The sequence below is a fragment of the Bacillus sp. MRMR6 genome (assembly GCF_001940785.1).
Taxonomy (GTDB): domain Bacteria; phylum Bacillota; class Bacilli; order Bacillales; family Cytobacillaceae; genus Neobacillus.
In genome coordinates this window covers 299,832-322,274 of sequence record NZ_MSLS01000001.1, presented here as the reverse complement: position 1 = coordinate 322,274, position 22,443 = coordinate 299,832, and the positions used below count along the sequence as shown (strand labels likewise).

Sequence of the window (22,443 nt, the reverse complement as noted above, 5' to 3'; positions counted from 1 at the left end):
CCACTCTTGAACACGAGAGTATTTCTTAGTATTTCCAATAAAACTATAACATAACCAATATTTATATGCAAACGGAAAAGCGGAAGCGCCTTGGTCAGGGGCGACCGACATAAGACGAGCGCTGACAGAAGGCGTTCTTTGCCTTCCGAAGCGATTGGCTTATGTCCCGAGCCCCTAGGCGCTGTAGCTCGATGTCACAAAATATTAGAAAAGAGAAAGCTGATTTTGTTCTGGCATTGCACCAAGGGAGCCTTGTTTATCTAGATACTCAAGGATGGTTTTTGAAACTTTGCCTCGTTGCTGAAGATCTTCTTTTGATAAGAACTCTCCATTTTCTCTCGCCTTAACAATATTATAGGCAACGTTGGTTCCCAGACCAGGAATTGAGTTAAATGGTGGTATGAGTGAGTTTCCCTCTATAATAAATTCCGAAGCATCCGATTTATACAAATCGATATTTTTGAAGGAGAATCCCCTTTCAGACATTTCTAGTGAAAGTTCTAATACAGTTAGCAGGTTTTTCTCTTTGTTTGAAGCTTCTAGTCCTTTTGCATTAATTTCTTCAATTTTTGCCCGGATTGCTTCTGAACCTCTTGCCATCGCTTCAATATCAAAATCATCTGCACGAACGGTAAAATACGCAGCATAATATAACAGCGGCAAATGCACTTTAAAATAGGCAATCCTTACTGCCATTAGTACATATGCAGCAGCGTGCGCCTTCGGGAACATATACTTTATTTTTTTACAAGAATCAATGTACCATTCAGGCACTTCATTTTTTCGCATCTCCGCTTCCATATCTTCACTCAGTCCTTTCCCTTTACGGACTGATTCCATGATTTTGAATGCAAAGGATGGTTCTAGTCCCTGATAAATCAGGTAGACCATGATATCATCACGACAGCCGATAACCTCACTAAGATTACAGGTTTGGTTGTGAATGAGTTCTTGGGCATTTCCAAGCCAAACATCCGTACCATGGGATAAACCAGAGATTTGAACTAATTCTGAAAAAGTCGTTGGTTTTGTATCTTCGAGCATTTGACGAACAAAACGTGTACCAAACTCAGGAATCCCAAGTGTCCCTGTTTTACACATAATTTGCTGCTCCGTAACACCTAGTGATTCCGTTCCACTAAATATCTTCATAACTTCAGGATCATCAGTTGGAATAGTCTTTGGATCAATCCCACTTAAATCCTGAAGCATTCTGATTACGGTCGGATCGTCGTGCCCGAGAATATCAAGCTTAAGGACGTTATCATGAATAGAATGGAAGTCAAAATGTGTTGTCTTCCACTCAGAGTTTCGGTCATCTGCTGGAAATTGAATCGGTGTAAAGTCATATACATCCATATAATCCGGAATAACGATAATGCCGCCTGGGTGCTGACCAGTTGTTCTTTTTACCCCAGTACATCCAGACGCAAGCCGCTCTATTTCTGCACCGCGGATTTGAAGATTGTTGTCCTGCTGATACGCCTTTACGTAACCAAAAGCAGTCTTATCGGCCACAGTTCCAATCGTTCCAGCACGGTATACATATTCTTCCCCAAACAAAGCTTTAGTATAGTTATGCGCCCGCGGTTGATATTCACCAGAGAAATTCAAATCGATATCTGGGACCTTATCCCCCTTGAAGCCAAGGAATGTTTCGAAGGGAATATCATGACCGTCTTTGCGGTATTTCCCGCCGCAGTGCGGGCAATCTTTGTCAGGTAGATCAAACCCTGAACCGACCGAACCGTCGTTAAAAAACTCTGAATGCTTACAACTTGGACAGACATAATGCGGCGGCAGTGGATTTACTTCTGTAATTTCTGTCATCGTTGCAACTAAAGAAGAACCGACTGATCCACGGGACCCTACTAGATAACCATCATCTAAAGATTTTTTTACGAGCTTATGAGAAATTAAGTAGATAACCGCAAATCCGTGTCCAATAATACTCTTTAATTCTTTTTCAAGGCGTGCCTCAACAATTTCAGGCAAGGTTTCCCCGTAAATGCTCCGAGCCATCGAATAGCTCATTTCACGCATTTCTTCTTCAGCGCCTTCAATTTTTGGTGTATACAAATCATCTTTGATCGGTTTGATATCATCAATCAAATCAGCAATCTTATTCGTATTTGTAACAACAATTTCCTTAGCCTTTTCTTTTCCTAGGAATGAGAAGGCATCTAGCATTTCATTGGTTGTCCTGAATTGAACATCAGGAAGCTGATGACGATTTAAAGGATTGGCCCCACCTTGTGAGTTAACCAATATTTTTCGATAAATTTTGTCATTTTCATTCAAGTAATGGACATTTCCTGTTGCTACGACTGGAAGACCAAGCTTATCGCCGAGCTTTACAATGTTTCCAATGATATCTTCAAGTGCCTTTTCGTCCCGAACAAGTTCCATTTCTAGTAACGGGGCATTTACTGCCTTTGGCATAACCTCAAGATAATCATAGAATCGCGCAGCATTTTCGACTTCCTCTGGTGATTTCTGCATCATCCCCTCGAATACTTCACCCTTATTACAAGCAGAGCCTACTAGAATACCTTCCCGATATTTTTGCAGAACCGATCTCGGTAATCTAGGTACCCGATAGAAATATTCGATATGTGAAATCGACACTAATTTAAACAGATTTTTAAGTCCTGCCTCTGTTTGAGCAAGAAGTGTGCAATGATAGGGGCGTGCCCTTTGATATGCATTTCCCTTACCCATGTTATCGTTAAATTGATCATGGTACTCAATCCCCTTTTCAAGGGCATCCTTAAGCATTTTTAATAACAGATAGCCAGTGGCTTCAGCATCATAGATCGCTCTGTGGTGCTGTGTGAGTTCAATATCAAACTTTTTCGCCAACGAATTTAATCGGTGATTTTTCAACTCTGGATAGAGAAATCTTCCTAGTTCAAGTGTATCTATAACTGGGTTTTTAGCCTTCCCTACTCCAATTTTTTTGTAGCCAACATTTAAGAACCCCATATCAAAGGAAGCATTATGTGCTACTAGTACCGCATCCTCTGTCCATTCATAAAACCTTTTTAATACATCGTCCACTTCAGGTGCATTTTGGACCATCTCATCCGTTATACCAGTTAGGTTAATCGTTGTAGCTGACAGCCTGTGATGTGGGTTGGCAAAGGATTCGAAACGGTCAATGATTTCTCCATCCCTAATCTTAACAGCTGCTAATTCAATAATTGTATCGTAGACAGCTGACAGTCCAGTCGTTTCAACGTCAAAAACAACGAAAGTATCGTTTGCAATTAAACGGTGAGCGTCATTGTATGTGATAGGAACCCCATCATCTACTAAATTTACTTCAACACCATACAAAATCTTAATCCCATTTTTCTTTCCCGCACCGAATGCCTCTGGGAAGGATTGGGCACCTGCATGATCTGTAACAGCAATCGCTTTATGTCCCCACTTCTTTGCCTGGGAGATAAGAGTGGCTACTGGCGTTACTGCGTCCATTTGGCTCATAGGTGTGTGAAGATGAAGTTCAACGCGCTTTTCGTCTTCAGGTGCGGTATCCTTACGACCCTCTGGCTTTATTTCATTGATATCATTTCCAATCATGACTAAATCACGCACAAAGGTGTCGTTTTGAATACTTCCTCGTACTTTTACCCACATACCTTTTTTAACCAGCTGATAGAGTGCTGCATCTTCTTTATCTCTCGAAAACATCTTTACCATAATGGAGCTAGTGTAGTCCGTTACCTTAAAGGTTAATAATGTACGTCCGCTTCTTAATTCTCTTGTTTCAGCACTAAAGATATATCCCTCAACCGTAACTCGTCTTTCTTCGTCAAGAATATCAATCATGTTACGGAAATCTTGGTCATCCTTAATCGTTAGGCCAATCGTAAGCGGTCCCTCTGGTACAGCACCTGCTGAATCCTTTTCAGCTTCCTTTTTCTGCAGCTCAGCCATCGCCATTAACCCGCGTTCCTGATCTTCTTTCTGTTTGGCAAGCATAAACTGCTGGTACTCATCGTTCTTTTCGATACTATTTAATTCAGTATCAATTACTAAGCTAGGAAAGCCAAAGTTTTGGTAGACACCAGTGATAATTGAAGAGTATTTTCGTTTAAGTGCCAAGCCCTCGGTATCGTTACGAACCGAAATGGTTAACTTATTTCCGCTTACAACAGGAAGCTGTTCATTAAGAAGCTTTAAAAGCGGGGGTGCAATGCCATCAATTTGTTGGATAGAATGGCTCCAATACTCAAGAAGCAACTCTGGTTGGAAGCTTGGATTGTTAACTTGAAAATCATAGGAAATACTTGCGATATTCGAAAATTTTCTTTCTAGTTGTGTTGTAAATCGAAGATAAACACTAAAAGGAAGTATTTTTTCTAATAGGAATTGAAAATGCCATTTCCTTGCCTTTTTTTCAACAAGGAATCTTTCAATTTGTGCATTTGAAAAATGAGTTACTACAGCATCCTCTTGTAAGTCTAGCTGCTGGAGCAAGAGTAAGAATCGCTCTTTTTTGCCTTCGGCATGATCGCTCATCAATCCCTCTCCCATCTATATATGATCTCTTTATTCGTTTCTATTCAAAGTGTAATTATATCATATGTTACAATATCAATCGGCTAAATTCGACAGAAAACTTCATCCAGTTTTTATTTAACGATTCTATCTGCAAGCAAGTAAAAATACCCCCCGTAAGATTAACGAGAGGTATAAGCTTTATTCTAGTCAAGGAAGAATCTTTGTATGTCATTCCAAGTTACGACAAGCATGAGCAGCATTAACAGTGCAAAGCCGATAAAGTGAACTAGACCTTCTTTATGACGGTCAACTGGCTTTCCTCTTACCGCTTCAACTGCAAAGAACATTAAACGGCCGCCATCTAGCGCTGGAAGTGGAAGAAGATTCATAATGCCGAGGTTTATACTTAAAATAGCTGCCCATTTCATCACATAGTAAATTCCTGATTGGACAACAGTATCAGTAGAAACATAAATACCTACTGGACCGGAAAGCATATCAATGGAAAATTGTCCGCTGATTAGAGTGCCGAGCATGACAAATATTTGTTTCGTCCAGAAATATGTTTCTGTAAAACCTGCTGAAACTGCTTTTACAGGAGATTTTTCTACCGGGCTATAAACGCCAATAATACCAATCGTTTCTCCCTCAATCGTTTGTTCCTTTGGCGTCACCTTAATTTCCTGTTCTACACCATCTCGACTAATAAGGAAATCAAGATTTTCATTCGGGTTTTTACGAATAATTTCTACTACATCAGACCAACTTGAGATTTCAGCATCATTAATTGTTTGAACAATATCGCCCTTTAATAAACCGGCTGCATTGGCAGCACCATCAGCCGTTATTTCTCCCAATTTTGGTTCGTTAGTTGGAACTCCTTGCAGGAGAGCGATGACGATAAATACAAAGAATGCAAGGATAAAGTTCATCATTGGACCAGCAAAAATAGCCATTGCTCTTTTTGGTAAGCTCTTTGAATTAAACTGGCGATTATAAGGTGCTATTTGCGTTTCAACACCATTTTCAACAGTTACAGCAGTTTGACTGATCGGAAATGCCTTTATACTATCTTCTTCATCTTCAGGATAGCCTTTGATAACAAGTTTATGTTCAAGGTCAGCATGTTCTACTTCAATTATTCGACAATGTGGATATTTTTCCTTATTATTCAAGATGATTTTATCCACTTTATTTTCTTTATCAAATAAAAGACCAACCCGATAGCCAGGTTTTAATTCAACCACTTCTGGGTCTTCACCTGCCATACGGACAAACCCACCAATCGGTAATAATCTGATGGTGTATATTGTTTCTCCCTTTTTATGCGAAAATACCTTAGGTCCAAATCCGATTGCAAACTCTCTGCACAAAATACCTGCTCTTTTTGCAAAGATCAAATGGCCTAATTCATGGAAAAAGACTAGTGCACCAAAGATTACTATGAAGGCAATAACTGTACTCAAAAAATAAAACCACCTTTTTTCAGGATAAGTAGTACAAAAGGATAACTGTCAGCTTTAGATAATCTGAAGTTATTCATTTCTTAAAGAAGTGAATGAACAAACTGTCTTGTCTCACTATCAACCTCTTGAATAATTGATAAGCTTGGATTATCAATTGATTGATGCTCACTAAGTGCTTTTTCAATTAAGTCTTCGATCTGTAAGAAACGAATTTTTCCTTTTAGAAAAGCCGATACTGCCACTTCATTTGCAGCATTTAGAACAGTCGGCATGGTTCCTCCCTTTTTTCCTGCCTCAAAGGCTAGCTGAAGACATCTAAAGCGATCTAGATCCATTTCTTGAAAATGCAATTTCCCGATTTTCGCAAGATCCAATCTATTAGAGGAATTTAGTGGCAAACGGTCAGGGTAGGATAGTGCATATTGAATTGGCACTCTCATGTCAGGGGTTCCTAGTTGGGCAATAATACTGCTGTCATGAAATTCTACCATTGAGTGTATTATACTCTCTTTATGGAGGATGACATCTATCTTTTCATATGGCATATTAAAAAGCCAATGGGCCTCTATGACCTCTAAGCCCTTGTTCATCATTGTTGCTGAGTCAATGGTTATTTTCGCTCCCATAGACCAATTAGGATGGTTCAACGCCTCTTTTACAGTAACCGTTTCAAGGTCCGCACGAGTGCGGTCTCGAAAACTGCCGCCTGATGCAGTTAAAATCAATCTGTCAATCGTTTTATCGTTTTCGCCTTGTAAGCACTGAAATATAGCGGAATGTTCACTATCAACAGGCAGCAGGGTGACACCATTTTTCTTTGCTGCTTCCATCACCAAGTGACCAGCCGTAACAAGTGTTTCCTTATTTGCAATGGCAATAATCTTTCCACTTTCAATGGCCTGTAAGGTGGGCTTTAACCCAACGCTTCCGAGAACGGCATTCACCAGGATCTCAGCCTTATCATATACCGCCGTCTCAACTAACCCTTCAAGACCAAAAGTGAACTTTGTATTAGGGTATTCTGCTTTTAATGACTGACAGTCTTTATGATCTTGGACCGAAACGAGCTCTGGTTTAAATTCATTTATCATTTTTCTAGCTAACTCTAAGTTTCTTCCCACAGACATCGCTACTAGTTTAAACTCTTCAGGATGTTCTCTAAGTATATCTAATGTTTGGGTGCCAATTGAACCTGTTGCTCCCAAAATACTAATATTTTTCAAAGTTTTCCTCATCTCCTATAAAACACGGTGTATCTATCTACCAGCTAGCCCGAGCTCTAGTTCCCGCATTACCATATGTGGAACAAATTCAATAGCGGCAGCACGAATAGTAAGCTATCGAAGCGATCGAGAATTCCCCCGTGCCCGGGTAAGATGTTTCCTGAATCCTTCACATTAAAATGTCTTTTAAAAGCAGATTGGACGAGGTCCCCTATTTGTCCAAAAATAGATAGGATAATCGTTATGCCTAATAAAGACAAAAGAGTTGCATTTATATCAGATAGAAATACAAATAGCACAGCCACCACCAGGGCACTAACAACACCACCAATGGAACCTTCAACCGTTTTATTAGGGCTAATTTCGGGCCATAGCTTGGTCTTCCCGGTAGCTTTTCCAATAAAATATGCCCCTGAATCCGTTGCCCAAATCATAAATAAGGAATAGAAAATATATACTAGTCCTGCTTCACGGGTTTCAATGAAAAAGTAAAACCCAATACCTACATATATTGCTGAGAGAATGGAGAAACCGGCATCCTCAAAATCGAACTGATTCTTTGTCAGAACTGTATAAGCTAATAATAATAGAATGAGAAAAATACCCAGTTCTGTTTTTGAATAATGAAAGCTATCTAGTACATGAATATATCTCTCGGGAAGAAGGACAACCCATAAAAATAAAAGTGATAAGAGCCCATTAACGGAAGATATCTTTAGCTTTTTCATTTTTAACAGCTCATATAACCCAACAGACGCAAGGAAATAAGTCAGTAAGATAAATGGAAGTCCTCCATAAAAAACAATCGGTAAAAACAAGGCAGCGGCTACGACACCTGTTATAATTCTTTGCTTCATCTAAACTTCAACACCCTTTTCTAGAGAGACTCGTAATGAAACTTTCTCTATGGTTGTGTATTTAAATTCCCCCAAAGCGGCGCTGGCGGTTTTGAAATGCTTCAATTGCTTCCAATAAATGTTTTTCTCGAAAATCCGGCCAAAGGACATCCGTAAACCAAAACTCTGAGTATGCCAACTGCCAAAGCATGAAGTTACTTAGGCGGATCTCACCACTTGTACGAATTAATAAATCCGGATCACGTAAATTTGAAGTCATAAGATACGAATTAAATACATCCTCATTTAATTCATTTTCTTTTAGTATACCACTTTTGTAGTCAATTAAGACCTGCTTTGCAGCGTCAACAATCTCAGCTCTGCTGCCGTAATTAAGTGCAAAATTTAAGACAAGACCATCGTTATTTTCGGTATCCTTCATTGCTTTTTCAATTGCATTCAGAGTATGTACTGGAAGTTGATTTTTGTATCCCATCATTTGGACTTGAACATTTTCTTCGATTAACTCTGGAAGGAAGGAACCAAGGAATTCTTCAGGTAGTTTCATTAAGTACTCAACTTCACTTTTGGGACGTTTCCAATTCTCTGTTGAAAAAGCATATAAGGTAAGAGTTTTAATCCCTAATGAATTTGCTAGCTTGGTTATTTTACGAACAACCTTCATTCCTTCATGGTGTCCAGCAACCCGCGGTAAAGCTCTTTTATTAGCCCAACGTCCATTGCCATCCATAATAATCGCAACATGTTCAGGAACCGGCATCGTTTTAATTGTTTCTATTTGGTCTCGGAGTGTGGAAGAGTTATTATTTTGATTCTTCCAAAGCCTGATTTTATTAAACATGACATTGCTCCTCCATATAAAGATATTCATTTACTCCGATAATAGATCATGCCATATGAGCTATTGATGATTATTAGAATAACAGTGATAGCTGACCTTTTGGCATGCTTTTATCATACCAAAAATAAAAAAATATATCTTCTACTAAGTAATTTATGTACTAGTCCAAGAATTAAGAATATACATCGTATTATCTTTTAAGTCGAAGATAGTGAAAAAACCCCCTAAAAAAGAGGGTTCACTATTTCGTTAATAGATTACACTTCTAAAATTTCTTTTTCTTTATCTTTTGTTATTTGGTCAATCTTGCTGATATGTTCATCTGTTAATTTCTGAATATCATCAGAAAAGCCACGCAAAGCATCCTCAGTGATTTCACCATTTTTTTCAAGCTTTTTCAAGTCGTCATTCGCATCACGACGAATATTTCGGACTGCAATTTTAGCTTCTTCTGATTCTTTTTTCACTAATTTTACAAGGTCTTTTCTACGTTCTTCTGTTAATTGGGGGATAGGAAGTCTAATTAGCATACCGTCATTTGAAGGATTTAACCCTAAATCTGACTTAAGGATTGCTTTTTCGATGTCACCCAAAATCGATTTATCATATGGCTGGATAACTAATAGTCTTGCTTCTGGTGTAGAAATACCCGCTACTTGATTTACAGGAGTTGGTGCCCCATAATAGTCAACTGTAATTCTGTCCAACAGTGACGCACTTGCTCTTCCAGCACGAATGCTTGCAAGTTCCCTTGTATAAGCTTGAATCGCTTTTGTCATTCTATCTTTCGTAGCGGAAATAACTTGTTGTGCCATTAATTTTTCCCCCTAACAATCGTTCCTATTTTTTCACCCATAACTGCACGTTTAATATTGCCTTGTTCCATAATTGAAAATACAATAAGCGGAATGTCATTATCCATACATAATGAAGAAGCAGTAGAATCCATGACTGCCAACCCTTCTTTTAAAACATCAAGGAACGTTAAATCCTGATATTTTGTTGCATTTGGATCAATACGAGGATCTGCAGAGTAAACTCCATCCACGTTGTTTTTCGCCATTAGAATCACTTCAGCATCAATCTCTGCTGCTCTTAATGCAGCTGTAGTGTCAGTGGAGAAATAAGGATTTCCCGTTCCTGCCGCAAAGATCACTACGCGATTTTTCTCTAAATGTCTAATAGCACGGCGTCTGATATATGGCTCCGCAACCTGTCTCATTTCAATGGAAGTTTGAACACGAGATTCAATTCCTAAGTGCTCCAAACTATCTTGAAGTGCCAAAGAATTCATTACCGTAGCCAGCATCCCCATATAATCAGCTGTTGCCCGGTCCATACCCATTTCGCTACCAATCTTCCCACGCCAAATGTTACCCCCACCGACAACAACCGCAACTTCTACTCCAAGCTCAGCAATTTCCTTTACTTGACTGGCAATCGATTTAATAACAGATGGTTTAATACCAAAGCTGGATTCTCCAGCTAGTGCTTCACCACTTAATTTTAATACAACTCGTTTATACTTAGGACCGCTCATTTGAACCTCCTTATGTAATCTTATTTGCGCAGCTTTGCTACGTTGGTTTAATATCTCGAAATTCTAAAACTCTTTTTAAAAATAGGGAACACAACGTGTCCCCTATTTAAGAGTATATTCCTGCTGTAATATGTTATGAAACAGAGTACCTAGGAGCTCACTATTACTTCTTATTTACTTGGTTCATAACTTCTTCAGCGAAGTTATCATCGCGCTTTTCAATTCCTTCGCCAACTTCATAGCGTACGAATTCGCGAACAGTTGCACCTTTAGACTCTACAAATTGACGAACCTTTTGATCAGGGTTCTTAACAAAAGTTTGGTCTAGTAGACAAACATCTTCGAAATATTTGCCAAGTCGTCCTTCAACCATTTTTGCAACAATATTTTCTGGCTTACCTTCATTAAGTGCTTGTTGAGTTAGAACTTCACGTTCACGCTCTACTTCTTCTTGTGATACTTGATCACGAGTTACGTACTTAGGACGTAATGCCGCAATGTGCATAGATACGTCCTTTGCAGCATCTGCATCTGTAGTACCTTGAAGAACTGTTAATACCGAAATGCGTCCTCCCATATGAAGGTAAGCACCGAAAGCATCATTATCAGTTTTTGATACAACAGCGAAACGGCGAAGCGTAAGCTTCTCACCAATCTTAGCAATCGCAGCATTGATATAATCTGCTACAGTAACGCCATTAATTGTTTGAGCACTAGCTTCTTCTACTGTTGCTGGCTTGTGTGCTAATAAATGTGCAGCTAATTCTTTTACAAGGCTTTGGAATGCATCGTTTTTCGCAACGAAGTCAGTTTCAGAGTTAACTTCTAGAATAACTGCATCATTACCTTCAGCTACAACATATGTTAATCCTTCTGCAGCAATACGGTCACCCTTTTTAGCAGCTGAAGCAATTCCTTTTTCACGAAGGAAATCAATTGCTTTTTCCATATCACCATTTGTTTCAGTTAGCGCCTTTTTACAATCCATCATTCCAGCGCCTGTTTTTTCACGTAATTCTTTAACCATTTGAGCAGTAATTGCCATAATAAACTTCCTCCTTTAATATCTATGTACTATACACATATCTTAGCCATCCAAGCTTAAGATAAACTGCTATGCAAGTAAAAACTTTTTAGAGTTTTTCTTTAAAAAAAGGTGATAAAGGGTCTCCCTCTTATCACCTTTAAATTAAAAACTATCGTTGTCTAGCTGCAGCGCCTAGCCCTCAAGGTCACTTCGGGGCTGAACAGACGATTTTAGCTTTTCTATTTAAGCAGTAGTAACTTCTTCACCTTGTTTTGCTTCAAGGATCGCATCAGCCATTTTACCTGTTAAGAGCTTAACTGCACGGATCGCATCGTCATTTGCAGGAATAACTACATCGATTTCGTCTGGATCACAGTTAGTATCAACAATTCCTACGATAGGAATGTTTAACTTCTTAGCTTCAGCTACTGCGATACGCTCTTTACGAGGATCAATGATGAATAAAGCATCAGGAAGCTTCTTCATGTCTTTGATACCGCCTAAGAATTTCTCAAGGCGTTCTAATTCTTTCTTTAATTGAACAACTTCTTTCTTAGGTAATACGTCGAATGTTCCGTCTTCAGACATTCTTTCAATATCTTTTAAGCGGCCAATACGCTTTTGGATTGTTTCGAAGTTTGTTAATGTACCACCTAACCAACGTTGGTTAACAAAGTACATACCAGAACGAGCTGCTTCTTCTTTAACAGAATCTTGAGCTTGTTTCTTAGTACCTACAAATAGGACAGTTCCGCCGTTAGCAGCAAGTTCCTTAACCCAGTTGTAAGCTTCTTCTACCTTCTTAACTGTTTTTTGAAGGTCGATGATATAAATGCCGTTACGCTCAGTGAAGATATATTTCTTCATCTTAGGGTTCCAACGGCGAGTTTGGTGTCCGAAGTGTACACCAGCTTCAAGCAATTGCTTCATAGAAATTACTGACATGTTTTTTTCCTCCTAATGGTTTGTTTTCCTCCGCTTATCTCATTTTTAAACAGAAACTGTTAAAAACAGCACCATCTGTTTAAATCAATAAGCGTGTGTATTAACACCATGAAATAATATAGCATATGTCCTGTAGACAATCAAGGAATTTTAACATAAAAATCCCCTGCCAGAATAATCTAGCAGGGATTTGGATTAATTCGAGCGTAATTTATCAAGTTCAACTAGGAACTTATCATTTAGGACTTTGATGTAGGTTCCCTTCATACCAAGGGAACGAGATTCAATTACTCCAGCACTTTCAAGCTTTCTTAGTGCATTTACAATAACAGAACGTGTAATACCTACACGGTCAGCGATCTTAGAAGCAACTAACAAGCCTTCGTTGCCGTTGAGTTCTTCGAAGATATGCTCAATAGCCTCAAGCTCACTATATGATAGTGAACTAATAGCCATTTGAACAACAGCCTTGCTTCTTGCTTCCTCTTCAATTTCTTCTGATTTTTCACGTAAAATCTCCATACCAACTACCGTTGCACCATATTCAGCCAAAATAAGGTCATCATCATGGAATTTTTCCTGTAATCTAGCAAGAATCAATGTTCCAAGGCGCTCCCCACCGCCAATAATTGGTACGATTGTGGTCAGCCCTTCACGGAATAAATCTCTATTTTCTACAGGGAAAGCAGTATACTGACTTTCAACATCTAGATTTGAAGATGTTTCTTGAATGTTAAATAATCCCTTTGTATATTCTTCTGGGAATTGACGATCTTCTAACATTTTCTTCATTCTGTCATTTTCAATTTGCTGGTTAATAGCGTACCCTAACAGCTTGCCGCGACGACTAACAATAAAAATATTCGCCTCAATAACTTCACTCAACGTCTCAGACATTTCCTTAAAGTTAACCGGTTTTCCTGCTGCTTTTTGTAATAGTACGTTAATTTTTCTAGTTTTTGTAAGTAAATCCATCTGTTTCTTCCTCCTAATAAACTGGAACCATTATTAAATTTTATATTTCATCAATCATTGCACGGGAATTAGGGAAAGTGCCCTCGACATGAACGATTGTTCTATTTGAAATCCAGCTCCTGTGCCCAGCGACTTCACTAAACGGTCGCTTCCGCTTTATAATATAAATTGACTTAAATCTTTATTTTTCGCAATTGCACCAAGCTTTTCATCAACATATTGTGGAGTAATCGTAATTTTCTCCATTGTGATATCCGGTGCTTCAAATGATAGGTCTTCTAGTAGTTTTTCTAGAATTGTATGAAGTCTTCTTGCACCAATGTTGTCAGTGTTTTGATTTACTTCAAATGCAACCTCCGCTATTCTACGAATAGCATCGTCAGAAAATTCAATTTGTATACCTTCTGTTTCCAATAATGCTTGATATTGCTTAATTAACGCATTATCTGGTTCAATTAAGATTCTGTAGAAATCATCTACTGTTAACTTGGTTAGTTCAACGCGAATCGGAAAACGTCCTTGCAGCTCGGGAATTAAATCAGATGGCTTTGACATATGAAAAGCCCCTGCAGCAATAAACAAAACATAGTCTGTCTTTACCGACCCATACTTCGTTACAATTGTTGAACCCTCCACAATAGGAAGAATATCTCTTTGTACACCTTCGCGTGAAACATCTGCTGATGACCCGCCAGAATTCTTACTGGCAATCTTATCGATTTCATCGATAAATATGATACCACCCTGTTCAGCGCGGTATACAGCCTCGGAAGTGACGTCGTCCATATCAATCAACTTTGCTGCTTCTTCGTTGGTTAACACTTTTCTGGCTTCACGAACAGTCAGTTTTCTCTTTTTACGCTTTTTAGGCATAAAGCTGCTAAAAGCATCCTGCATGTTCATCCCCATTTGTTCCATGCCAGAACCTTGAAGCATATCGAACATAGATGGTGTTTGTTCTTCCACTTCAACAGCTACCATTTCATCTTCTAGCTGTCCTAGAGCAAGCTTTTCTCTCACAATCTTCCGCTTTTCAGTGATAGAAAAGTCTTCTTGCTGATTTTCCTGTTCTACTTGGCCATTTCCACCGAACAACATCTCAAGTGGATTTTTATAATTCGTTGTTTTTTTAGCCGATGGGACTAATAAATCAACAAGTCTGCTATTTGCATTTTCTTCGGCACGTTCCTTAACCGCTAGCATACGATCCTCTTTAACTAGTCTTACAGAAGTTTCAACAAGATCCCTAACCATTGATTCGACATCGCGTCCGACATAGCCTACTTCAGTAAATTTAGTCGCTTCTACTTTAATAAATGGTGCTCCAACAAGCTTCGCAATTCTACGGGCAATTTCCGTTTTACCTACGCCAGTCGGTCCAATCATAAGTATATTCTTGGGGATAATTTCTTCTCTTAGTTTGTCATTTAATAAGCCTCTGCGAAACCGGTTACGTAAAGCGACAGCTACAGCTTTTTTAGCGTCCTTTTGTCCAATAATATATTGATCGAGCCTTTCGACTATCTGCCGAGGCGTTAAATCAGTTGTTTTAGCCATTGATTTGTCCCCTTTCCATTATAGCTCTTCAACGATAATGTTGTGATTTGTGTATACACAAATCTCAGCAGCTATTTCTAAAGAAGCCTTCGCAATTTCCTGTGCAGAGAGGTGCTCCCCAGCGTATTTCTTTAGGGACCTTCCCGCTGCCAGTGCATAGTTACCACCAGATCCAATTGCCAAAATACCATCGTCTGGTTCAATAACTTCTCCTGTACCGGAAACAAGAAGCATGTGTTCCTTATTCATAACAATTAACATTGCCTCTAACTTTCGAAGAACCTTATCACTTCTCCATTCCTTTGCAAGCTCTACTGCCGCTCTTTGGAGATTTCCGTTATATTCTTCTAATTTCCCTTCAAACATTTCAAAAAGGGTAAAAGCATCAGCAACCGACCCAGCAAAACCGGCCAAGACTCTTCCATTAAATATTTTTCTTACTTTTCTTGCAGTGTGTTTCATCACTACTGCATTACCAAATGTCACTTGTCCATCGCCAGACATAGAACATTGTCCATTATGTTGAACAGCAAAAATCGTGGTCGCATGAAATTGATTCAATATAAAATCCTCCTTTTGGAGTTTTACTAAAAAATATGTAACAAGAGATAACACTTTCACAGCGTAATATAGTAGATTGTATTAAAACTGTTTTCATTTATGCCCGTGGATGATGGGACATATACGTTTTTCTTAAGTGTTCATTTGTTACATGCGTATATATTTGTGTAGAGGACAAAAATGAATGCCCTAACAGTTCTTGTACTGCACGCATGTCAGCTCCATTATTCAATAGGTGTGTAGCAAACGAATGCCTCAATTTATGGGGATGAATCTTCCCGGCAAGTGCAGACTTTTCTAACATACCATTTAGAACCCCTCTTACTCCCCTTGGCGTCAATGGTCCCCCGCGATGATTAACAAAAAATGCATCTACTGGATTTTTACCTTCAATCAGTTTCTCCCGGCCATCTTTTATGTATTTCTCCATCGAGCTTTTTGCATGACTGCCAAAGGTTACATAACGTTCTTTTTGACCTTTTCCTAGTATAAAGATCGTATCAAGGTGCTGGTCTATGTCCTTTAACTTAATTTGGCAGCACTCGCTAACCCGGATACCGGTCCCATAAAGAAGTTCAAGCAGCGCCTTGTTACGCTGTCCGAGAGCTGTATCTGATTCACAGGATTGAAAAAGAACTTGGAGCTCTTCTTCGTAAAAAAATTTAGGTACCCTTTTTTCAAGTTTAGGGGTCTTTACTAACGAAAACGGATTTTCTTCTACCAATTTCTCACGGAGAAGAAACTTATAAAAACTCCTAAGTATAGAAATCTTTTTTGCAACTGTTTTTCTAGCAAGGTTTTTATCATATAACTTTGTTAGATAAAGCCTTGTATCCAAATATTCCACTTTATTGACATCATCAATTGCTTGTTCAGACATGAACAAGAAGAATTCATTTATTGCCTGTTGATAATGTACAACTGTATATTGTGAGTAATTCCTTTCCATTTGTAAATACTCGGTAAATAACTTTAATAAAACATTCACATTTTTCATTATTTTCACCTCGCAAAGGCTACTAAAGCGTACCATACTTCAATATCCCTTGCAATAAATTTTACAAATTTTTCACAAAGTTCTGAATTGTTTCTAACGCTCTATTTGCATGCTGTTCATTTCTTTCTTGCTTTCCTCTAATCTTTTCTGACAGCTCCGGAAAAAGACCAAAGTTTGCATTCATTGGCTGAAAATTCTTTGCATTAGCTGTGGTAATATAGCGTGCCATGCTGCCAATTGCTGTTTCAGCAGGCAGTTCTAGCGGCTCTTGCTCCATTGCTAGTCTTGCAGCGTTTAATCCTGCTACTAAACCGCTAGCAGCCGATTCTACGTATCCTTCAACACCTGTCATTTGGCCGGCGAAGAACAAGGTTTCCCGTTCTTTAAACTGGTAGGTAGCTTTTAGCACCTTTGGTGAGTTGATGAAGGTATTACGATGCATCACGCCGTATCGGACTATTTCTGCATTTTCGAGACCAGGAATAAGCTGGATCACTTCTTTTTGCGGACCCCACTTTAAATGTGTCTGAAAACCGACAATATTGTAAAGGGTTCCTGCGGCATCATCTTGCCTTAGCTGGACAACTGCAAAAGGTCTTTTCCCTGTTTTAGGATCCTCTAAACCTACCGGCTTAAGTGGACCAAAGAGCATTGTTTTTCTGCCGCGTTGACCCATTACTTCAATTGGCATACAACCCTCAAAAAATATTTCCTTTTCAAACTCTTTTAATGGTACAGTTTCTGCAGCAATCAACGCTTCATAAAATCGATTAAATTCCTCTTCTGTCATAGGACAATTTAAGTAAGCTGCTTCACCCTTATCATATCTTGACTTTAAGTAAACCTTGTCCATATTAATGCTGTCTTTTTCTAAGATTGGTGCAGCGGCATCATAGAAATAAAGGTATTCCTCACCTGTCAGCGATTTAAGTTTTGCGGATAAGTCAGGGCTTGTCAGCGGTCCAGTGGCAATTACCGTAATTCCCTCAGGTATATCTGTTACTTCTTCATTGATAACCGTGACATTTTCATGATTTTTTACCATTTCCGTTACTTTTGCGGCAAATTCATGTCTGTCTACTGCTAATGCACCACCTGCAGGAACGGCACAAGCATCAGCCGCAGCAATGATGACGGAATCAAGCTTTCTCATTTCTTCCTTTAAGACACCAACAGCATTTGTCAACGTATTGGCTCTTAAAGAATTACTACAAACCAATTCTGCAAACTTATCTGTATGATGGGCTGGAGTTTGTTTAACAGGTCTCATTTCATATAGCCTGACCTTGACACCTCTTTTGGCTATTTGCCACGCTGCTTCACTTCCGGCAAGACCTGCTCCAATAACATTTACTGTTACTTCATTCATGTTTATACCTCCTGAATATCTAAAGCTGTCAAAGTCTTGATTAACTAAGCTTACTTTTCCCTCTTTTTATCCCATCTTGCATTGTACTATACGAATGAACGAGAAAAAAGTTTTAAGTTCACTATAAAATTTTAATGAAATTGAAAAGAGTGAGCTGGGCTCACTCTTAGCTTTGCGGTTCTTCTTTGTAGTCGCATTCGGTGCATTGAACTTGAACACCCTTTTTTAGTTTCTTCTCGACTAAAGGTCCTTCGCATTTTGGACAGCTTCTTGGAAGCGGCTTATCCCAAGAAATAAATTCACATCCTGGAAACTTATCACAGCCAAAGAATAGTCTCTTTTTCTTACTCTTTCGCTCAATGATATTTCCCTCTTTACATTTAGGACAGGTTACCCCTATCTCCTTTACAATCGCTTTTGTGTTCCGGCAATCAGGGAAATTGCTGCAAGCCATAAATTTACCGTATCTGCCCATCTTGAAGACCATCGGACTGGTACATAATTCACAGTCTTCCCCTGCTGGTTCATCTTTGATTTCAACCGATTGCATTTCCTTTTCTGCCTTTTCCAGATGCTTTTCAAAATCACGATAGAAGCCATCAATAATATCGACCCAAGGAACATTACCATCCTCAACATTATCTAAATCCTGCTCCATTTTTGCGGTAAATTCGACATCCAAAATTTCCGGGAAAAACTCAAGGATTAGTTCAAGGACAATTTCTCCAAGCTCAGTCGGGATAAATCGTTTATTATCAAGGGCAACATAGCCTCTCTTCTGAATGGTATCCAATGTGGGTGCATAGGTAGAAGGTCTGCCTATTCCCAATTCTTCGAGGGTTTTTACCAGTCTTGCCTCTGTATATCTTGGAGGTGGCTGAGTAAAGTGTTGCTTTGGTTCAATATCCTTTTTAAAGACTTCGTCACCTTCTTTAAGGTCCGGAAGCATTTTATCGCGTTCTTCAACTTGGTCATCGGTTCCTTCAACGTATATCTTCATAAAACCAGGAAATTTTATTTTAGATCCAGTTGCTCGAAAAATAACATTGCCATTTTGTAGATCTACGCTCATCGTATCCATCACAGCCTGAGCCATTTGACTTGCCAGGAATCTTTCCCAAATCAACTTATACAACCGAAACTGGTCTCGTGAAAGGAATTGTTTTACACTACTGGGATCCCTAAAGGTACTTGTAGGTCGGATGGCTTCATGAGCATCCTGAGCCTTTGATAGCTTTTTATCTTTTCTTTGTTCTTCTTTTAGATAGGCATCGCCAAATACTGTACGAATATAATCGGCTGCTTCTGCCTGAGCTATGTCTGAAATTCGTGTAGAATCTGTTCTCATGTAGGTAATAAGACCAACAGTCCCTGAGGAACCTAATTCAATACCTTCGTAAAGTTGCTGAGCGAGCATCATAGTCTTTTTTGCACGGAAGTTTAGCTTTCTCGCCGCCTCCTGTTGAAGGGAAGAAGTAATAAATGATGGAGAAGGGTTCCTTTTCCGCTCTTTTTTCGTTACCGAAATTACCTTGAACTTATCTCCCTTCATCTGCTTTAAAATAGCATCCACATCTTGTTGTGTTGTTAGTTCGATTTTTTCTTGATCAGCCAATGAGTGAAAGGATGAGCTAAAATGATCTTTCCCTTTAACTAACTCTGCCCCAATTGTCCAATATTCTTCAGGAATAAAAGCTTTAATTTCTTTCTCACGATCGATTATTAATCGGACTGCTACGGATTGGACCCGTCCCGCACTAAGACCCTTTTTGACTTTTTTCCATAAAAGCGGGCTGATGTTATAGCCTACTAGTCTGTCTAAGATACGTCGTGCCTGCTGTGCATCGACAAGATCCATATTAATTGGACGAGGGTATTTAAAGGATTCTTTTATTGCTTCCTTGGTAATTTCATTAAAAACAACTCGGCAATCAGATGTAATATCTACATCTAAACTATGGGCAAGATGCCAAGCAATAGCTTCCCCTTCACGATCCGGGTCAGCTGCGAGAAAAATTTTCTTCGCTTTTTTTGCTGCTGTTTTTAATTCTTTTAACACAGGCCCTTTACCACGAATAGTAATGTACTTAGGCTCAAACCTATTTTCAACGTTTACACCCATTTGGCTTCTTGGCAAGTCTCTAATATGCCCCATCGACGCTTTTACTTTATATTTACTGCCTAAATAACGTTCAATCGTCTTTGCTTTTGCAGGCGACTCTACGATAACAAGAAATTCTGACATGCAATAATCCTCCTTAAGAGGGTATAAGTAGTGTGCAGCGCCTAAGAAGCTGGCAAAAGCCATTTCTATGCTGCTTACATCATTTGTAAGTTTTCCTTATTTCCAAATACTCAAACTCGGATGAGAGAAAATACTTTACACAAATTGCCTTATCCCAAAAATATACTCCATTCTACAAATAGCAAATGCTAACAGTTTTTTAGCAAAATTAATACTCTATATTGTTAAACAACTCACCTATAATTGTCAACGAAACAAAATGTTTCTAGAAACCGTTTACAACTATTTAATGATAATAAACCTAATATTTATACCTAAATTAGGATTATTTTTTTCAAATATCTGTTGGAAAATGTATAACATATTTTAAAAAATTTCAACCTTTTTAAKCTAAATTATCCAATAATTATAAAAAACCTGCAAAAAAACCGAGATTTTCACATATTTCACTTTCACTCATACCTTATTTATAATCTATATTCCTCAAGAATATCCTCGGCTTTTGTAACGAGTTTAGCCCCCTGCTGAATTAGGTCATTGGTTCCAAGTGAAAAGGGATTAAAGATACTTCCTGGCAAAGCAAATACATCTCGCCCCTCATTTATAGCATAATTTGCGGTAATTAATGATCCACTTTTTCTTTTTGCTTCTATTACAAAAGTGCCGATTGCTAACCCACTGATGATTCTGTTTCTGGCAGGGAAATGCCATTTTAGAGGTTTTGTATCAGGAGGGTATTCAGAAATAATTAGCTGGCTATTCATTAATTCTTTTGCGAGTGGCACGTTTTCCTTTGGATAGATATGATAGAATCCGCCAGCTATCACTGCAATCGTTTTACCATCGTTTTTAATTGCATATTCATGCGCATAACTATCGATTCCTTTAGCTAGGCCACTTACGATAAGCATATCTTTTTCGATCAATCCCGGAAATATTAATCTCATTGCATTTCTTCCATACTGTGTTGACTGCCTAGAACCTACCACAGCAAGTTTCTTATCAATTTTTAGTAATGACAGGTCACCTTTGACAAATAGCGCCCATGGCGGCTGGTATATCTCTTTTAACAAGCTCGGATATTCTTTATCAAAAATAGTAATGACTCTAATACCATTGGCTTCATACTGTTGGATTTGTTGAGAGATTAATTCAGATGGTTGTGTTGTTATAGGAGGTGTTGCTTCTGTGCTGCTGGTGCGGTCGGTGAAGAGTGAAAGTTGATTAGAGGGACTTGAATTTACACGAGGTACAGATTGGAGTAATGGGTCTTTCTTCAGCAATTTAAAAATGGAATTCCAAGAAATTTCTGGGTAATGCAGTAAAGAAATGAGCTTTTCTTTTAAATCATCCATATAATAACCTCCAGGATAAAGATAGAAAGAGAAATAGCCCCTCACCTTTTTGAGGGACTACCTTCTGTTACTTTTAGTGTGTTTTGCATTTATCGTATAAACCTTGCTCTTTTAAAACTTCAATTAATGTTTCACCCATAACGGATGGTGTATCAGCCACCTTGATTCCGCATTCATTCATTACACGAATCTTTTCATCGGCAGTACCTTTACCACCAGAAATGATAGCACCCGCATGACCCATACGCTTACCAGGGGGAGCTGTACGTCCGCCAATAAAGCCCACAACTGGCTTTGTCATATTAGCCTTAACCCACTCAGCTGCCTCTTCCTCTGCCGTTCCACCGATTTCACCAATCATAATAACCGCATATGTTTCTGGGTCTTCATTAAAGGCCTTTAGAACATCAATGAAGTTAGTTCCATTAACTGGGTCTCCACCGATCCCAACAGCAGTTGTTTGACCGATTCCGGCTTGAGTCAATTGATGTACAGCTTCATAAGTTAATGTTCCAGAACGCGAAACAACGCCAACATGTCCTTTTGTATGAATGTATCCAGGCATGATGCCGATTTTACATTCATCTGGAGTAATAACACCAGGGCAATTTGGACCAACAAGGCGGGTCTTTTTGCCTTCCATATAACGTTTAACTTTCACCATATCCAAAACTGGGATATGTTCAGTAATACAGATCGCTAAATCTAATTCTGCATCAACAGCTTCAACAATTGCATCCGCTGCAAAAGCTGCAGGGACATAGATAACTGAAGCGGTAGCGCCTGTAGCTTCAACAGCTTCTTTCACTGTGTTAAAAACAGGTACTCCTTCTACTTCCATACCACCTTTACCTGGTGTGGTCCCAGCAACAATTTGAGTACCATACTCAAGCATTTGTTTTGTATGAAAAAGGGCAGTTGAACCTGTAATCCCTTGAACTATAACCTTCGTATCTTTATTAATAAAAACGCTCAC

Annotated in this window: 17 protein-coding genes; all 17 read right to left on the bottom strand. The window is 38.9% G+C overall.

All coding sequences use genetic code 11. The features are described 5' to 3' along the window. Positions 1-204: 204 nt before the first annotated feature. On the bottom strand, positions 205-4,527 hold the full coding sequence (locus tag BTR25_RS01655; RefSeq protein WP_075685490.1) for a PolC-type DNA polymerase III: 4,323 nt from the start codon (positions 4,525-4,527) through the stop codon (positions 205-207). 185 nt (positions 4,528-4,712) lie between these two features. Then, positions 4,713-5,975 carry an RIP metalloprotease RseP gene (gene rseP / locus BTR25_RS01650; protein ID WP_075685488.1) on the bottom strand — a complete coding sequence of 421 codons (1,263 nt, stop codon included), beginning with the start codon at positions 5,973-5,975 and terminating at the stop codon, positions 4,713-4,715. 80 nt (positions 5,976-6,055) lie between these two features. Then, the gene (gene dxr, locus BTR25_RS01645; protein WP_075685487.1) at positions 6,056-7,198 is read right to left on the bottom strand and encodes a 1-deoxy-D-xylulose-5-phosphate reductoisomerase; all 1,143 of its coding nucleotides are present in this window, start codon (positions 7,196-7,198) and stop codon (positions 6,056-6,058) included. A 68-nt stretch (positions 7,199-7,266) separates the two neighbouring features. Next, complete coding sequence (locus BTR25_RS01640; RefSeq protein ID WP_075685485.1) at positions 7,267-8,055, bottom strand: phosphatidate cytidylyltransferase; 789 nt, start codon at positions 8,053-8,055, stop codon at positions 7,267-7,269. Between the two features lie 61 nt (positions 8,056-8,116). Continuing rightward, entirely contained in the window at positions 8,117-8,896 is a 780-nt protein-coding gene (locus BTR25_RS01635) for an undecaprenyl pyrophosphate synthase (RefSeq protein WP_075685483.1), read from the bottom strand. 257 nt (positions 8,897-9,153) lie between these two features. Then, positions 9,154-9,711 (bottom strand): ribosome recycling factor, encoded by a 558-nt coding sequence (frr, locus tag BTR25_RS01630; RefSeq protein ID WP_075685481.1) that lies wholly within the window; start codon positions 9,709-9,711, stop codon positions 9,154-9,156. Beyond that, positions 9,711-10,436, bottom strand: a complete 726-nt coding sequence (pyrH, locus tag BTR25_RS01625) for a UMP kinase (RefSeq protein ID WP_075685479.1) — start codon at positions 10,434-10,436, stop codon at positions 9,711-9,713. The genes frr and pyrH overlap by 1 nt, the downstream gene beginning before the upstream one ends. 163 nt (positions 10,437-10,599) lie before the next feature. After that, positions 10,600-11,481: a translation elongation factor Ts gene (tsf, locus tag BTR25_RS01620; RefSeq protein WP_075685477.1), complete on the bottom strand. Its 882-nt coding sequence runs from the start codon at positions 11,479-11,481 to the stop codon at positions 10,600-10,602. Positions 11,482-11,706: 225 nt separating this feature from the next. Then, positions 11,707-12,408 carry a 30S ribosomal protein S2 gene (gene rpsB, locus BTR25_RS01615; RefSeq protein ID WP_075685475.1) on the bottom strand — a complete coding sequence of 234 codons (702 nt, stop codon included), beginning with the start codon at positions 12,406-12,408 and terminating at the stop codon, positions 11,707-11,709. A gap of 195 nt (positions 12,409-12,603) precedes the next feature. Continuing rightward, complete coding sequence (gene codY / locus BTR25_RS01610; protein WP_075685473.1) at positions 12,604-13,383, bottom strand: GTP-sensing pleiotropic transcriptional regulator CodY; 780 nt, start codon at positions 13,381-13,383, stop codon at positions 12,604-12,606. A gap of 156 nt (positions 13,384-13,539) precedes the next feature. Continuing rightward, a complete protein-coding gene (hslU, locus tag BTR25_RS01605) occupies positions 13,540-14,940 on the bottom strand; it encodes an ATP-dependent protease ATPase subunit HslU (protein ID WP_075685471.1) in 1,401 nt (466 codons plus the stop codon). 18 nt (positions 14,941-14,958) lie between these two features. Then, positions 14,959-15,501: an ATP-dependent protease subunit HslV gene (gene hslV / locus BTR25_RS01600; RefSeq protein ID WP_075685469.1), complete on the bottom strand. Its 543-nt coding sequence runs from the start codon at positions 15,499-15,501 to the stop codon at positions 14,959-14,961. Between the two features lie 97 nt (positions 15,502-15,598). Next, positions 15,599-16,501, bottom strand: a complete 903-nt coding sequence (gene xerC, locus BTR25_RS01595) for a tyrosine recombinase XerC (RefSeq protein WP_075685719.1) — start codon at positions 16,499-16,501, stop codon at positions 15,599-15,601. A 58-nt stretch (positions 16,502-16,559) separates the two neighbouring features. Further along, positions 16,560-17,867, bottom strand: a complete 1,308-nt coding sequence (gene trmFO / locus BTR25_RS01590) for an FADH(2)-oxidizing methylenetetrahydrofolate--tRNA-(uracil(54)-C(5))-methyltransferase TrmFO (RefSeq protein WP_075685467.1) — start codon at positions 17,865-17,867, stop codon at positions 16,560-16,562. Positions 17,868-18,033: 166 nt separating this feature from the next. Beyond that, entirely contained in the window at positions 18,034-20,112 is a 2,079-nt protein-coding gene (gene topA, locus BTR25_RS01585) for a type I DNA topoisomerase (RefSeq protein WP_075685465.1), read from the bottom strand. Positions 20,113-20,579: 467 nt separating this feature from the next. Further along, positions 20,580-21,467 carry a DNA-processing protein DprA gene (gene dprA, locus BTR25_RS01580; RefSeq protein WP_075685463.1) on the bottom strand — a complete coding sequence of 296 codons (888 nt, stop codon included), beginning with the start codon at positions 21,465-21,467 and terminating at the stop codon, positions 20,580-20,582. Positions 21,468-21,540: 73 nt separating this feature from the next. Further along, positions 21,541-22,443, bottom strand: a complete 903-nt coding sequence (gene sucD / locus BTR25_RS01575) for a succinate--CoA ligase subunit alpha (RefSeq protein WP_075685461.1) — start codon at positions 22,441-22,443, stop codon at positions 21,541-21,543.

Coding starts and splice junctions, on each gene's coding strand:
- dprA (WP_075685463.1), bottom strand. CDS start 21,467: ATGGATGATTTAAAAGAAAAGCTCATTTCTTTACTGCATTACCCAGAA.
- trmFO (WP_075685467.1), bottom strand. CDS start 17,867: ATGAATGAAGTAACAGTAAATGTTATTGGAGCAGGTCTTGCCGGAAGT.
- topA (WP_075685465.1), bottom strand. CDS start 20,112: ATGTCAGAATTTCTTGTTATCGTAGAGTCGCCTGCAAAAGCAAAGACG.
- BTR25_RS01640 (WP_075685485.1), bottom strand. CDS start 8,055: ATGAAGCAAAGAATTATAACAGGTGTCGTAGCCGCTGCCTTGTTTTTA.
- codY (WP_075685473.1), bottom strand. CDS start 13,383: ATGGATTTACTTACAAAAACTAGAAAAATTAACGTACTATTACAAAAA.
- BTR25_RS01635 (WP_075685483.1), bottom strand. CDS start 8,896: ATGTTTAATAAAATCAGGCTTTGGAAGAATCAAAATAATAACTCTTCC.
- rpsB (WP_075685475.1), bottom strand. CDS start 12,408: ATGTCAGTAATTTCTATGAAGCAATTGCTTGAAGCTGGTGTACACTTC.
- pyrH (WP_075685479.1), bottom strand. CDS start 10,436: ATGAGCGGTCCTAAGTATAAACGAGTTGTATTAAAATTAAGTGGTGAA.
- hslU (WP_075685471.1), bottom strand. CDS start 14,940: ATGGCTAAAACAACTGATTTAACGCCTCGGCAGATAGTCGAAAGGCTC.
- frr (WP_075685481.1), bottom strand. CDS start 9,711: ATGGCACAACAAGTTATTTCCGCTACGAAAGATAGAATGACAAAAGCG.
- BTR25_RS01655 (WP_075685490.1), bottom strand. CDS start 4,527: ATGAGCGATCATGCCGAAGGCAAAAAAGAGCGATTCTTACTCTTGCTC.
- tsf (WP_075685477.1), bottom strand. CDS start 11,481: ATGGCAATTACTGCTCAAATGGTTAAAGAATTACGTGAAAAAACAGGC.